Origin of the sequence: Pseudomonas sp. PDM10 (assembly GCF_014852295.1) — a bacterium.
Lineage (GTDB): Bacteria > Pseudomonadota > Gammaproteobacteria > Pseudomonadales > Pseudomonadaceae > Aquipseudomonas.
Genome location: NZ_JACVBJ010000002.1, coordinates 963,422 through 978,237, shown reverse-complemented (window position 1 = coordinate 978,237; position 14,816 = coordinate 963,422). Strand labels below are relative to the sequence as shown.

General features: G+C 59.7%; 10 protein-coding genes. 7 read left to right on the top strand and 3 right to left on the bottom strand.

Annotated elements, in window-relative coordinates:
• Positions 1-2,277 (bottom strand): PAS domain S-box protein, encoded by a 2,277-nt coding sequence (locus IB252_RS11005; RefSeq protein WP_192408544.1) that lies wholly within the window; start codon positions 2,275-2,277, stop codon positions 1-3.
• 230 nt (positions 2,278-2,507) lie between these two features.
• Between IB252_RS11005 and IB252_RS11000 the strand changes: the two genes are divergently transcribed.
• The 6 genes from IB252_RS11000 to phaR all read left to right on the top strand — a co-directional run bounded on the left by IB252_RS11000 (position 2,508) and on the right by phaR (position 10,125).
• Positions 2,508-4,130, top strand: a complete 1,623-nt coding sequence (locus IB252_RS11000; RefSeq protein ID WP_192408542.1) for an acyl-CoA synthetase — start codon at positions 2,508-2,510, stop codon at positions 4,128-4,130.
• A 124-nt stretch (positions 4,131-4,254) separates the two neighbouring features.
• Positions 4,255-4,584: a DUF485 domain-containing protein gene (locus IB252_RS10995; protein ID WP_111449932.1), complete on the top strand. Its 330-nt coding sequence runs from the start codon at positions 4,255-4,257 to the stop codon at positions 4,582-4,584.
• The gene (locus IB252_RS10990) at positions 4,581-6,251 is read left to right on the top strand and encodes a cation acetate symporter (RefSeq protein ID WP_192408541.1); all 1,671 of its coding nucleotides are present in this window, start codon (positions 4,581-4,583) and stop codon (positions 6,249-6,251) included. The genes IB252_RS10995 and IB252_RS10990 overlap by 4 nt, the downstream gene beginning before the upstream one ends.
• 65 nt (positions 6,252-6,316) lie before the next feature.
• Complete coding sequence (locus IB252_RS10985; RefSeq protein ID WP_192408539.1) at positions 6,317-8,089, top strand: acyl-CoA dehydrogenase C-terminal domain-containing protein; 1,773 nt, start codon at positions 6,317-6,319, stop codon at positions 8,087-8,089.
• A 129-nt stretch (positions 8,090-8,218) separates the two neighbouring features.
• Positions 8,219-9,487, top strand: coding sequence for an OprD family porin (locus IB252_RS10980; protein WP_192408537.1), 1,269 nt, complete (start codon positions 8,219-8,221; stop codon positions 9,485-9,487).
• 89 nt (positions 9,488-9,576) lie between these two features.
• Positions 9,577-10,125: a polyhydroxyalkanoate synthesis repressor PhaR gene (phaR, locus tag IB252_RS10975; protein WP_192408535.1), complete on the top strand. Its 549-nt coding sequence runs from the start codon at positions 9,577-9,579 to the stop codon at positions 10,123-10,125.
• Between the two features lie 35 nt (positions 10,126-10,160).
• On the opposite strand, the gene phaP is transcribed toward phaR, so the two are convergent.
• A complete protein-coding gene (phaP, locus tag IB252_RS10970; RefSeq protein ID WP_192408533.1) occupies positions 10,161-10,730 on the bottom strand; it encodes a TIGR01841 family phasin in 570 nt (189 codons plus the stop codon).
• Positions 10,731-10,986: 256 nt separating this feature from the next.
• On the opposite strand from phaP, the gene IB252_RS10965 reads away from it, so the two are divergent.
• On the top strand, positions 10,987-13,524 hold the full coding sequence (locus IB252_RS10965) for a DUF3141 domain-containing protein (RefSeq protein ID WP_192408524.1): 2,538 nt from the start codon (positions 10,987-10,989) through the stop codon (positions 13,522-13,524).
• A gap of 25 nt (positions 13,525-13,549) precedes the next feature.
• Here the strand turns inward: IB252_RS10965 and IB252_RS10960 are convergent, their stop codons facing one another.
• Positions 13,550-14,587, bottom strand: coding sequence for an AraC family transcriptional regulator (locus tag IB252_RS10960; protein ID WP_192408523.1), 1,038 nt, complete (start codon positions 14,585-14,587; stop codon positions 13,550-13,552).
• Positions 14,588-14,816 lie beyond the last annotated feature (229 nt).

The following is a 14,816-nucleotide window of genomic DNA, read 5'->3' as shown; positions in this document are numbered from 1 at the left end:
TTATTCCTGTTGTTGTTTTGTTGGGCCGGCCAGCGGCAAGCGGCAGCACATCAGCAGCCCGACAGGTTGGCGTCGGGCCTGCAATTCGCCACCGAAACCTTCGATGATGCTGCGGCTCATGGACAAGCCAAGTCCCAGGCCATCGGCCTTGCTGGTATAGAACGGGGTAAATATCTGCTCCAGTTCCGGCTCGCTGACGCCCGGTCCCTGGTCTTGCACACTGATTTCCACGGTTGCACCACCCCCCTGCCCCGCAGCCATCACGATCAGTGAAGGTTGCCCCGGATGTTGTTCGCGGTTGGCGTCGATGGCATTGCGCAACAGATTGAGCAGGACCTGCTCCAGCAGCACCCGGTCGGCATAAATCGGCGGCAGATTATCCGGCAGGCGATCCTCGATTGTCACTTGGCAATTGCTCGCTTCCCAGGCACATAAACGCACGGCCTCGCGGGCGACGTCGGTGAAATTCAGGGCCTGCATCCGGCGTTGTCCCTTGCGCAGAAACGCACGCAAACGTCTGATCACTTCTGAAGCATGCGTGGCGTGATGGGTAATGCGTTCCAGCCCTTGCGCCACTCGGGCGGCGGCCTGGGGATTTGAATCCAGGGTCTGTAAATAGCGCTGACTGGCATTGGCGTAATTGACCACCGCCGCCAGCGGCTGGTTGATTTCGTGAGCGATGCCCGAGGCCAATTCACCCAAAGTGACCAACCGCGCGGTATGGGCCAGTTCGTCCTGATGGCGGCGCTGCTGTACCTCACGCAGTTCACGCTCGGTCATGTCCCGCGCCACCAACGAGTAATAGCGTTCGCCACCGGCCGAACGGTGCGCCAGCAGCACCAGCGACACCGGCACTGAAGTGCCGCCACCCGGTGGCTGCAACCGCGCATCGGTGCTCCAGACACCGTCGCGTTCGGCGCTGCTCCAACCATCACGCTGCAGACGTGCCAGGTCGCTACTGGCGAACAATTGCGCCAGGGTCGGCATCGGTTGTTGCTCGTCGATCCCGAGGATGCGCCGCGCCGCCGGGTTGAGGTAAGTGACTTTCCCCTCGGGGTCGATGAACAACACCGGATCGGTGTTGGCCTCGACGACCTCCGCCAGGCGCCGCTTGTTCTCCTCGGCGTGGACCCGGGCGGTGATGTCCCGGGACACGCTGACCACTTCCACCACCGTCCCGGTGTAGGTTTCACGAATCGCCCGGCTCGCGGTTTCGAACCACAGGTAATGCCCGTCACGATGGCGAATGCGATAGGTCATCGTGTGATAACCGTCCTGCTCCAGGGCATCTCGCGCACGCTGCATCAGGCTGGCCAGGCCCTGACCATGGAACAAGCGCTGGGCCATTTGCCCGCGCAACTCTTCCGGCCAGTAGCCGAGCAATGTCCAGGACGCGGGCGAGGCATCGAGAAAGCGCCCGTCCGGTGTGTGTCGGGAAATCAGGTCGGTGGTGTTCTCGATGATCAGCCGGTACAACCGGCGTGCCGTGGCCGCTTCACGCTCGGCCAGCACTTGTGCCGTGGCATCGCGGCAACGGGCGAGTACACGGTTGTCCTGGGGATCGGGGATAAACGTCCAGATCAGGATCTGCGCTTCGAACTGGGCTTCGACCCCTTCGATGGCGCGTTGCTGGTCGAGGCAGGCACGGACCAGCACCCGGTGATTGACCGGCAGAAAACCCAGCACATCAGTCAGCGGCTTTTCGGCGAGCAATGCCAACAGCGCGGCATTGAATTCCAGCGGTCGGCCTTGCGCATCGAGCAGCAGACTCGGCTGTGGATCGTGACCCAACAGCGGCGAGCCGCGCAGCATACCGTTGACGCTGCTGAGCAAGGTCGTCAGCAAGTCCTGCACCCAACCCAGCCAATCAAGACTCACGCCCTCGCACACTTCCACCAGCAACAGCCCCGGCTGCCCCGGTTGCAAGGCCAGATCAAACACCTGGCCATGACTGATAGCGGCCCGGCGCAGTCGTCCGGCCAACCAGCAATCGAGTTGACGCACTTGCGCCAGATCCAGCCGCCCCGCCTCGACCAGCCGATCAAACAGGCGCTGATCGCTGGCCAGCGAAGGGTCGCCCAGGCCCGGTGGAAAATGCTGGGCGGCGCCCTCGTGGCTGTAAATCCGCGCATTGGCTTGCCAACTCAGATAAACCGCCCGGCGCACCTCGGGGCAATCCTGCAACGCACGGCACAACGCATCGGCCCGGGCGGCCAGGGACACGCCCTCGCGCTGCAGGCGCAACCAGCTGTGCAATCGAACGGGGGTCAGGGTCATCACAGGTCCGCTTCGTTGGGGAAGCCAAGGATATACCGGCCTTGACGGTGTGACTGTATTGATTTAGATCCGCAAGAATCAAATATAGTACATATCCTATATGACGTAGGTTGTACTTCCATATCGGAGGCTGAATGTTATATAAAGCAAGCCGGACATAAAAGGTGCCCTCGGCGGCGACGCTGCCAGGACATCTATAGAGCTAACAATCAGCCACCGAGTACCCGTACATGTCGATCTATGAACAAGGGCTAGGCCCTGCGGCTGTCAATCATATTGCCTTGTCTCCGCTCAGCTTCATCGAGCGCACCGCCAGCGTTTATCCGGACTACCCTGCCGTCATCCATGGCTCTATTCGCCGCACCTGGGCGCAGACCTACACCCGCTGCCGCCGTCTGGCTTCGGCGCTGGCCGGTCGTGGTATCGGCATGAACGACACGGTGGCGGTGATGCTGCCCAACATTCCCGAGATGCTTGAAGTGCACTTCGGCGTGCCGATGATCGGCGCGGTGCTCAACCCGCTCAACGTGCGCCTGGATGCCGAAGCCATCGCCTTCATGCTGCAACATGGCGAAGCCAAGGTGCTGATTACCGACCGCGAGTTCCATGATGTGATTCACGCGGCGATCGGCATGCTGGATCACCCGCCACTGGTGATCGACGTCAATGATCCGGAATACGGTGAAGGCCAGGCGGTCAGCGATCTGGACTATGAAGCGCTGTTGGCCGAAGGCGACCCGGCTTTCGCCTGGCAGTGGCCGGCGGACGAATGGCAAGCCATCTCGCTGAACTACACCTCAGGCACCACCGGCAACCCCAAAGGCGTGGTTTACCACCATCGCGGTGCTTACCTGAACTCGTTGGGCAACCAGATGACCTGGGCCATGGGCAACCATCCGGTCTACCTCTGGACCCTGCCGATGTTCCATTGCAATGGTTGGTGCTACCCGTGGATCATCACCGCCATGGCCGGTGTGCATGTGTTCCTGCGCCGTGTCGATCCACAGAAAATCCTCACGCTGATTCGCGAACATCAGGTCACCCATCTGTGCGCCGCGCCGATCGTGCTCAATGCCTTGGTCAATATGCCGGAATCGGCGAAAGCGGCGATCGATCATCCGGTCAACGCCATGGTCGCCGGCGCCGCACCGCCGGCCAAAGTGATCGGTGCCGTGGAAGAAATGGGCATCAAGGTCACCCACGTCTATGGCCTGACCGAAACCTATGGTCCGGTAACGCTCTGCGCCTGGCATGCCGAATGGGACGAGTTGCCGCTAGACGAACGGGCGCAAATCAAATCCCGTCAGGGCGTGCGCTACCCGACGCTCGAAGGCGTGATGGTCGGCGACTCGAAGACGCTGGAGCCGACCCCGCGAGACGGTCAGACCATCGGTGAGATCTTCATGCGCGGCAACACCGTGATGAAGGGCTATCTGAAGAACCCGACCGCCACAGCCGAAGCGTTCGAAGGCGGCTGGTTCCACACCGGTGACCTGGCGGTGTGTCATCCCAACGGTTACGTCGAAATCAAGGACCGCCTCAAGGACATCATCATTTCCGGCGGCGAGAACATTTCCACCATCGAACTGGAAGGCGTGCTCTATCGCCATCCTGCCGTCATGGAAGCGGCGGTCGTCGCCCGTCCCGATGAGAAGTGGGGCGAAACGCCCTGCGCGTTTGTCACGTTGAAGGCTGATCACCAGGACGTTCGCGAGGCCGACATCATCAGTTTCTGCCGCGAACACCTGGCCGGCTTCAAAGTCCCGCGCACGGTGATTTTCACTCTGCTGCCAAAGACTTCCACCGGCAAGATCCAGAAGTACGTTTTGCGCGACAGGGCTAAAGCGCTCTAACCCGAACCAACGTTGTACCCGTCAAGCGGCAGGTGCCTTTACCTGCCGTTTCGGGCTCGTGCATGCCGAATTCGGCGCTGCCCTGCCCCCACACACTGATAACAAAAACAATGTGGAGCCACCCATGATCGACATCCATTCAACCGATACCCAACGCTGTGAGCGCATTCGGGCCAACCCGAAATTCCTTCAATTGGTGAGCAGCCGTTCGCGCCTGGCCTGGTCGCTGAGTGCTGCGGTGCTGGGTACTTACTACGCGTTCATGCTGGTGGTGGCGTTTGCCCCGCAGTGGCTGCATGCGCCGCTCGCCGAACATCGGATGTTGACCCTGGGCATGCCGGTCGGCGCGGCGATCATCATTTTTTCCTGGCTACTGACCGGTTGGTACGTCTACAGCGCCAACACGCGTTTCGATGCACTGGGCGCCGCCATTCTTGAGGAGAGCAAGTCATGAACCTGCTGCGTAAACTTCTCCTCGCCGCTGCCGGGCTGTTGCCGGCTTCTTTTGTACTGGCTGCGCCCGCGCTGGGTGCGGTGGAAAAACAACCGCTGAACCTGCATGCGATCGGGATGTTCTTCGTCTTCGTGCTGGGCACGTTGGCCATCACTTGGTGGGCCGCGCGGCAAACCAAATCCACGTCGGACTTCTACACCGCGGGCGGTGGCATCACCGGGTTCCAGAACGGTCTGGCGATTGCCGGTGACTACATGTCCGCGGCCACGCTGCTGGGGTTGTCCAGCCTGGTGTTCGCCAAGGGCTACGACGGCTTCATCTATACCATCGGCTTCTTCGTCGGCTGGCCGATCATCACCTTCCTGATGGCTGAGCGCTTGCGCAACCTGGGGCGCTACACCTTTGCCGACATCGTGTCTTATCGACTGGACCAGAACAAAGTGCGGATCTTCGCTGCGTTTGGTTCGCTGACGGTGGTGTGTTGCTACCTGATCGTGCAGATGGTCGGTGCCGGTCAGTTGATCAAGTTGCTGTTCGGTCTCGACTACCCGGTAGCCGTGGTGATCGTCGGCGCGCTGATGTTGGTGTATGTGATCTTCGGCGGCATGATCGCCACCACTTGGGTACAGATCATCAAGGCTGTATTGCTGCTGGCTGGCGGCACGACCCTGGCGTTCATGGCCATGTCGCAATTCGGCTTCAGCTACGAAACCCTGGCCACCAAAGCCGTCGAAGCCCATGCCAGTGGCTGGAACATCATGGGCCCCGGCTCGATGCTCGCCGACCCGATCAACACCGCTTCGATGTCGCTGGGCCTGGTGTTCGGGATTGCTGGTCTGCCGCACATCCTGATGCGTTTCTTCACCGTGCCTAACGCCAAGGAAGCGCGTAAGTCGGTGTTCTACGCCACAGGCTTCATCGGTTTCTTCTTCCTGGTTGTCTGCACCCTGGGCTTTGCCGCGATGGTGATCATCGGCACCGACCCGCAGTACTACGTTAATGGTGAAGTCGGCGGCGCCTTGATCGGCGGTGGCAACATGGTCGCCATGCACCTGGCCAAAGCGGTCGGTGGCAACCTGTTCTTCGGTTTCCTCTCGGCGGTAGCCTTCGCCACCATTCTGGCGGTGGTCTCCGGGCTGGCCCTGGCCGGGGCTTCGGCGATTTCCCATGACCTCTACGCCACGGTGTTCAAGAAAGGCAAAGCCAGCCAGAAACAGGAAATGCGCGTGACCCGCATGGCCACCGTGGGCCTGGGCATCATTGCGATTCTGCTGGGCATTCTGTTCGAGAAGATGAACGTCGCGTTCCTGGTGGGCCTGACCTTCGGCATCGCCGCGTCGACCAACTTCCCGGTGCTGATCATGGCCATGTACTGGAAAGGCCTGACCACCAAAGGCGCAATCATCGGCGGTTTCGCCGGCCTGATCTGCGCGTTGGTGCTGGTGATCCTCTCGCCAGCGGTCTGGGTCACCGTGCTCGGCCATGCTCACGCGATCTACCCGTACGACCACCCGGCGCTGTTCTCCATGCCGCTGGCGTTCTTCGTGATCGTTGTGGTGTCGAAACTCGACCGCAGCGTGCGGGCCGACAAGGAACGTGACGCCTACGCCGACCAGTTCGTTCGTGCCCAGACGGGCCTCGGTGCCGCCAGCGCTTCCGCTCATTGATCTGAAAGGGCACGGCCTGCTCCAGCGGCGCCGTGCCCATCGCACAACCTTTTGAGGTTCACGTTATGCCCGAATTCAACGCCCCGCTGCGCGACATGCGCTTTGTCTTGCATGAAGTGTTCGACGCCCCGGCCCTGTGGGCACGCTTGCCGGCCCTGGCCGACAGTGTCGACGCCGCCACCGCTGACGCCATTCTTGAGGAGGCGGCCAAAGTCACCTCGCACCTGATTGCGCCATTGAACCGTAGCGGCGACGAAGAAGGCGCCCAGTGGGTCGATGGCCAGGTCAGCACGCCAATCGGTTTCAAGCAAGCTTATGCCACCTACATCGAAGGCGGCTGGGTGGGTCTTTCCGGTAATGCCGATTTCGGCGGCATGGGCATGCCGAAGATGCTCGCCGTGCAGTTCGAAGAAATGCTCTACGGCGCCAACTCAAGCTTTGCTTTGTATTCGGCGTTGAGTTCCGGTGCCTGCCTGGCGCTGGATGCCCACGCCAGCGACACCCTGAAAAACCTCTACCTGCCGCCGATGTACGAAGGCCGCTGGGCCGGTTCCATGTGCCTGACCGAGGCCCACGCCGGCACTGACCTGGGGATTATCCGCACCCGCGCCGAACCTCAAGCCGACGGCAGCTTCAGCATCACCGGCAGCAAGATTTTCATTACCGGTGGCGATCAGGACCTGACCGAAAACATTGTCCATCTGGTGCTGGCCAAGCTGCCGGACGCACCGGCAGGGCCGAAAGGCATCTCACTGTTCGTCGTGCCCAAAGTGCTGGTCAATGCCGACGGTTCCCTCGGCGCTGCCAACGCCGTGAGTTGCGGCTCCATCGAACACAAGATGGGCATCAAGGCCTCGGCCACCTGTGTGATGAACTTCGACGGCGCCAGCGGCTGGCTGGTCGGCGAAGCCAACAAAGGCTTGGCGGCGATGTTCACCATGATGAACTACGAACGCCTGTCCATCGGCATTCAGGGAATTGGCTGCGCCGAAGCGTCCTATCAGAGCGCCGTGGCTTACGCCCGTGAACGGGTTCAGAGCCGCGCGCCGACCGGTGCCATTGCCCCGGACAAAGTGGCCGACCCGATCATTGTCCACCCCGATGTGCGCCGCATGCTGCTGAGCATGAAAGCCATGACCGAAGGCGGCCGTGCGTTCGCCAGTTATGTCGGCCAGCAACTCGATCTGGCGAAGTTTTCCGATGACGTCCAGGAACGGGACAATGCGCAAACCCTGGTCGCGCTGCTGACGCCGGTGGCCAAGGCATTCTTCACCGACACCGGTTTGGAAAGCTGCATCAACGGCCAGCAAGTGTTCGGTGGCCATGGCTACATCCGTGAATGGGGCCAGGAACAATTGGTCCGTGACGTGCGCATCGCGCAGATCTACGAAGGCACCAACGGCATTCAAGCGCTGGACCTGCTCGGACGTAAAGTGCTCGCCGACAAGGGTTTCGCGCTGCGCCAGTTCACCGCTCAGATCCGTCATTTCGCCCATCAGCCTGACGCGCCCTACTCCACTCAACTGTTCGATGCCGTGCAGCGTCTGGAAGACCTGAGCGACTGGCTGCAGGATCAGGCCGCGACCAATCGCAACGAAGTCGGCGCCGCGTCGGTGGAGTATTTGCACCTGTTCGGTTACGTCGCCTACGCCTGGCTTTGGGCACGCATGGCTCAGGTCGCCAAGCAAAAGCTGCACGACGACGAAGAGTTTTATGGCGCGAAAATCGCCACCGCCGACTTCTATATCCACCGCCTGCTGCCGCGCATTTTGAGTCTGGAGCAATCCATTCGTGCGGGCAGTGCCTCGTTGTTTGGCCTGAGCGCCGAACAGTTCTAACGATTGAACCGCACGCGGCGCCGCGCTCCTGTCTTTTTGGCGTTCGCGTTTTTTTATCGATAAGCCCTCGCCCACCTGGCGAGGGCCGCGGGACCTGTCTTTCCATAATAAAAACAAAGGGGCTTCACCATGGACCGCAATACCCGCACCCTCGCTACCCGACTGTTGCTGGCCGGCGGCGTCATCAGCCTCTCGGCCCCCGCCGCTGCTGACTTTGTCAAAGACAGCAAGGCCAGCCTTGAGCTGCGCAACTTTTACTTCAACCGTGATTATCGCCAGGACAACGCCGCCCAATCCAAACAAGAGGAATGGGCCCAGGGTTTCCTGCTGCGCTATGAATCGGGCTTCACCGAAGGGTTGATCGGTGTCGGTTTCGACGCCATCGGCCTGCTAGGCGTCAAGCTCGATTCCAGCCCTGATCGCGCAGGCTCCGGCCTGCTCAAACGTCACCGCGACACGAGCAAAGGTGCACAGGACGAGTACGGCGAACTGGGCCTGACCGCCAAAGTGCGTGCCTCGAAAAGCACACTGAAACTGGGCACGCTGCTGCCGAAACTGCCCACGTTATTGGCCAACGATTCACGGCTGTTGCCACAAACCTTCAAGGGCGGTCAGTTGACCTCGCTGGAACTCGAAGGCCTGACGGTGGATGCCGGGCGACTGACCCAGGTCAATCAGCGCGACTCCTCGGATTACGAGGACATGGGCATCACCCGCACCGGCGCCAAGGGCATCACCACACGTCATCTCGACAGCGACAGCTTCGATTTTGCCAGCCTGAACTACAAATGGACCAGCAACCTCGCCACCGGCTATAGCTACGGCCACCTCGACAACTTCTACAGCCAGCACCTGGTCAACCTGACCTACGTGTTGCCGGTGACGACGGGGCAGTCGCTGAAGACGGATCTGCGCTTCGCCCGCTCCACGGACGATGGCGGCAGCAATGTCGATAACAATGCGATTGGCGCAATGTTCACCTACAACCTTGGCGGGCATGCGTTGGGCCTGGGTTATCAAGGCATGAGCGGCGACACCGGCTACGCCTACGTCAACGGCACCGATGCCTTTTTGGTGAACTTCGTGCAAATCGGCGACTTCGCCAGCAAGGATGAAAAATCCTGGCAGGCGCGCTACGACTACAACTTTGCGGCCATTGGCGTTCCGGGCCTGACCTTCATGACCCGCTACCTCACCGGCGACAACATCGATCTGGGCGGCAACCGCCCGGAAGGCAAAGAATGGGAACGGGATACCGACATTGGTTATGTCGTGCAGAGCGGGCCGTTGAAGAATGTCGGGCTGAAGTGGCGCAACGCGACGGTGCGCTCGACCAACTTCGGCAGCGACCTGGATGAAAACCGCCTGATCGTCAGCTACACCTTGCCGATCTGGTAAGCACCCTTCCCCCAGATCGTTCCCACGCGTGGGAACGATCTGCTCTCGATACACCCGCCAACCCGCAGCAGTGGCCAGAGTAGGTTAAGATGCCTGCAAACCAGGCCCGCCGCGAGACGCCCCGCATGACTGATACCACCCCCCGCCTGATCAAGAAGTACCCCAATCGCCGACTGTATGACACCCACACCAGCAGTCATTTGACGCTGGCGGACATACGCCAGTTGGTGGTCGACAAAGTTGCCTTTCAGGTGGTCGATGCCAAGAGCGGCGAGGACCTGACCCGCAGCATCCTGCTGCAAGTGATTCTGGAAGCTGAAAGCGGCGGTGAACCCATCTTCACTACCGAAATGCTGATGGGGATTATCCAGTTCTACGGCCCTTATCAAGGCGTACTCGGTAGCTATCTGGACAAGAGCATTCAGACCGTGATCGACATCCAGTCCCAGACCGGCGCGCAATCGTCCGAGGCCTGGAGCGACTTCATGCATCAACAGGCCCCGGTGATGCAGGATCTGATGCGCCAATATGTCGACCAGTCGAAGGCGCTGTACCTGAACACCCAGAACCTGTTCGGCATGTTCGGCGGCAAGCCGGATACCAAAAACGGGCCGAAAAAAAATGGCGATGGGGAATAAACCCATCGCCATTGTTGCCGCTGATCTAATACGACTTACTTATTACCGCTGGTAGCCTTGGCGCTTGCTTCTGAAGTCGCTTTGGTGGCCGCGGCAGTGGCTGCTTCGAAATTGCTTTGAGCGGCTTCGGACGCCTGTTTCACGGCTTTCTGTGCGCTTTCAAATGCTGTACCGGCATTTGCGAGACCCGACTTGAACGCGGCCACAACAGGCTCGGAGCCGGCCGGTGCATTCTTGCTGATGGTTTCAACGAACTCTTGCACCTGTTGGGTGCCCGCTTCGACCTGGCTCGAGGTCAACTTGGCGATGTCCGACTGGGTACCGACGATCAGCGCTTGAACCTGACGGTTGAATTCGGCCAGACGTTCGGTCTGCGCGCTCGGCTGGGTGAAAGAAGCCTGCAGCTCGGCGAAACCTTGTGGATCACGCACGGCCAGCAGCTTGCGAACGCCTTCGAAGTGCTCTTCGGTGGAGTCGCGCAGTGCCTTGAACTGCAACTGGCTGAGCTGTTCAACGCTGGCGAAGACTTTGCCGCTGATTTGCTGCAAAAGGTCGAGGTTGGCTTTCTGAGCGGTTTGCAGTTTTTCCGAATTGAAAAAAGACATGCTTGAATCTCCTGGTACTGAAAGGCCCTGATGGACCAGAGGACGCGATAGCGATCCGGCCAGTCATCGCGTTAGCCTTGATATTGCAGTGCACAAAACCATTTGGCAACGTGTATTTTTGTGCGATGCAAAATAAACTTTGCTAAAGCCCTCCTTGTTAGCTGTAAACTCCTGCTCATCGAACGGCCAGGCTAGCCCTCTTTAACTAAAGGGGGTCTGATGGGCCGGTTCCCATGCACAGCGTCAGGAGATCACGATGGGTCAGGAATTAAATATTGCGCTGCAAGATGAAGAGTTCTCCGAACCCGCCGGCTTGTTCGAACACCTGAATCATCTGCAACGCCTCAATACCCGCAACGTCCTCGACGCCGTGCAGAAGCGCCAGGCAAAAACCTTCTCGCCTTTAAACCTTGGGCAACTCCGACAGGCAACGCCTGCTGACTGGCAGGAATACTTCACGGACCTCGGCCAACGTAGTGTGTTGTTCTGGGACACCTTGCGTCAGCGCGGCGACAACACCCTGGCCCACGAACGCGCCGGGTATCCACTGCTGCTCAAGTTCAATCATGAAACGCTGGTCGCCGGTGAAGACCTGCCCCGCCCGGTCAACTATTCGTTGTTGCAAATCCTCGGCGGCCCCGGTCAACGGATCGACAGCAAAAAACAGCCGGTGATCATCATCGATCCCCGCGGCGGTCACGGCTCGGGCATTGGCGGGTTCAAACAGGATTCGGTCATCGGCGAAAGCCTGAGAGCCGGCCACCCCACCTACTTCATCTCCTTCAGTCACGCGCCCCGCCCAGGGCAAACCCTTGCTGATATCACAGACGCCCAAGCGCGGTTCATCGAAGTCGTCAGCGCCCGGCATCCAGACAGCGCCAAACCAGTCGTCATTGGTAACTGCCAGGCGGGCTGGGCGTTAATGGGCCTCGCGGCCACTCGTCCGGAGCTACCAGGGCTGATCATCGTCAATGGTGCGCCGTTGTCGTACTGGGCCGGCGTCAATGGCCGCAATCCAATGCGCTACACCGGTGGTTTGCTGGGCGGTGGCTGGATGGCACGCCTGGGAAGCGACCTGGGCAATGACCGTTTCGACGGCACCTGGCTGGTGAGCAATTTCGAAAACCTGGACCCGGCCAACACCTTTTGGGGCAAGTACTACCACCTGTTCAGCGAAGTCGACAGCGAGGCGGCACGCTTTCTGGACTTCGAACGCTGGTGGGGCAGCCCGACCCTGCTCAATGGCGAAGAGATCGAGATGATTGTCGACGACCTGTTCATCGGCAATCGGCTGTCCGGTGGCCTGGGCCGCAAGAGCAGCGGGCTGGACCTCAAGCTGATCGAAGTGCCGGTGGTGGTGTTCTGCTCGTATGGTGACAACATCACCTCCCCGCAGCAGGCACTGGACTGGATCACCGACGTCTATCCCAGCGATCTCGCGTTGCAAAATGCCGGGCGCACCATCGTTTACCTGCGACACGCGAGCATCGGTCACTTGGGCATCTTCGTGTCCGGTGACGTGGCGCGGCGTGAACACCGTGAATTGCTCGGTGCGGTTGATGCGATCAATGCACTGTCAGCCGGGCTGTATGAAATGCTGATCGAAGACCTGCCGGAGAATTCGGCGACGCCGTATGCCGTGCGTTTCGAACGCCGGCGTATCGCCGACATCCATGGCCAGGTGCAGCCGCCCCGCGATGACGATCGCGAATTTGCGCTGGTCCAGCGTGTGTCCGCTATCAACAACAGTGTGTACGACGAATGCATACGCCCGTGGTTGCGCCAGTTGATCAACGAACCGAGCGCCGAAATGCTGCGCCGGACGCACCCTTTCCATCAGCAGCAAGTGGCCTGGAGCAGTTTGAACCCGGCGCTTTGGTGGCTGGCAGGCAGTGCCGCCCAAGTGAGCAAGGATCGTCACCCCGCCAGCCAGAACAACCCGTTGCTGGTCTGGCAGGAACTGTTTTCCAACCAGGTGCAGGATGCCTTGAACGGCTATCGCGACCTGCGTGATGCGGCTCAGGAAATGTGTTTCTACGGCGTGTATGGCGTACTCAACAGCCTCGCTGGCAATGCCCCCGGACGTAATCTGCAGGAACATGCCGAGCAGCACGACAAGGTTTTGATCGAGCGCTTGCAGGATGCCCTGCCCCTCGGCGGCCTGATGGAAGCCTTGATACGGATCCTGTTCCTGCTGGGCCGCGACAGCGACGAGCCGGGCAAGGAAAGTGTCGAAAAATTGATCCTGCAACTGCAGGTGCTGCTCCAGGACTACAGTGCCGAGCCGCTTGATTTGCGCGAAACCCTGCGCCTGCAAAAACTGCTGGTCGCCACCCATCCGCAAGAAAGCCTGCACAGCCTGCCCTTGATACTTGTCGAGGTCGAAGAACGCCAGCAAGTGTTGGCGGCTGTCGCCAATTTGCTGCCGGAACTGCTGACCAGCGGCGCAGACAACCTCTTTTGGCGGGAACTGCACACGCTGCTCGACGTGCCGCTGCCAGGTTTCAGCCTGACCCAACCACCCGGTGAAGCCGATGCCATTGAAGAGAAAGTCCCGGCGGTAACCCCTGAGCCGATCAAGCAGATCACCCCGGTGGAAATCCCCAAGCCAATCAAGCAGAAAACCCCTGTGGTCATCCCTGAGCCCGTTAAGCAGGAAGCCCCAGCGCTAATCCCCGAGCCAATCAAGCAGAAAATACCGGCAGTGACCCCAGACCCCATCGCCAAGGTTGCCAGTCCTGTGCGCAAACCTGCCAAGGGCAAGAAAGGCGTGAAAAAACCTCCGGTGAAATGACGTTGAACGTTGACGGGAGGCTGCGTCAGACCGACGCGGCTTCCTTGATTTCAAACGATTCATCGGCCCGATACTGACCGGGTGTCATGCCAAACCAGCGGCTACAGGCTTTGTTGAAACTGCTGTGATCATGAAAACCAAGGAGATACGCGACATGCTTCATGTTGAAGTGAGAATGGCGCAGGTAGAAATCGGCCAATTGCCGGCGCACCGCGTTCTGCACGTCCTTGAATTGCGTCCCTTCCTTTTCCAGCGCGCGTTGCAACGTCCGCTTGCTGATGTTCAATGCCGCTGCGATCGACTCCATGTCGCATTGCCCCTGGCCCTGACTCAAGCGCTCGGTAATCAATGCGCGAATTCTGCTGACAATGCAAAAACCAAACAGCAGGTCCAGTTGAGCCTCGGCAAAACTGTCATGCAGCACCGCCAACGCTTCATTGGCCATGCTCAACGGACGCATCAGTTCCTCACTGTCAAACAAAATGCTGTCGTAAGGCGCGTTGAAATGCAGGTCGCAGCCAAACAACCGACGATGCTCGGTGGTGTCTTCAGGTTCGGGATAGCTGAATCCCACGCTCAAGGGTTGCGGTGCGTTGCCGCCGGCCAGCTTACGGCAGAAACCCAGCAATGAAGCCAGCGCTGCATCGGTGTATTGGCGAGGTTTGATCGAGCCTTTTTGTTGATGGTCAAGGCCGGAAAGTCGGTAATTCTGCTGTTCCGATGTAAAGAAAAGGCTGAACCCGGTACCAATCAACGGACTGAAACGGACCAGTCGTTCAAGGGCGTTTTTCAGATTCAGGCTGGACATCATGGTGTAGCCGACGATCTGAAAGCTGCCGGGGTGGAAACTTCCATAGGCCTTCAAGCCAATGTCTGGATCACCCGAGGCCTGAGCGGCCAGATCCCATAGTCGATAGATAGCCCTTCGCTCGCAAAACGCTCCTGGTTTGTTCGCGAGCTTCATGTCTAGTTCAGCCTCCTGGCACAGACTGGCAACATCCAGTCCCTGAGCCAAGAGCGTATTTACCAGCACGCTGGCATAGCCTGAACTCATTCTATACATGGCGTCCTCAATGACCTGTGGAACCGAACATCCTGTCCGGGGCCGTGACTGATCTGCGATGAATCAAATACTAACGGGTGGTTCAGTTGCCAATATTGATCCCAGTATAGGTACTCCTCACTTTTAGCCACTATTTCAGACCACTCGTCGCCTTGCAGCAGCTGCTGAGCCCGCGAGGCTGTGGTTGAGAGGATTGTGGCGAGGGGATTTAGCGAAACGTCGCACCGCC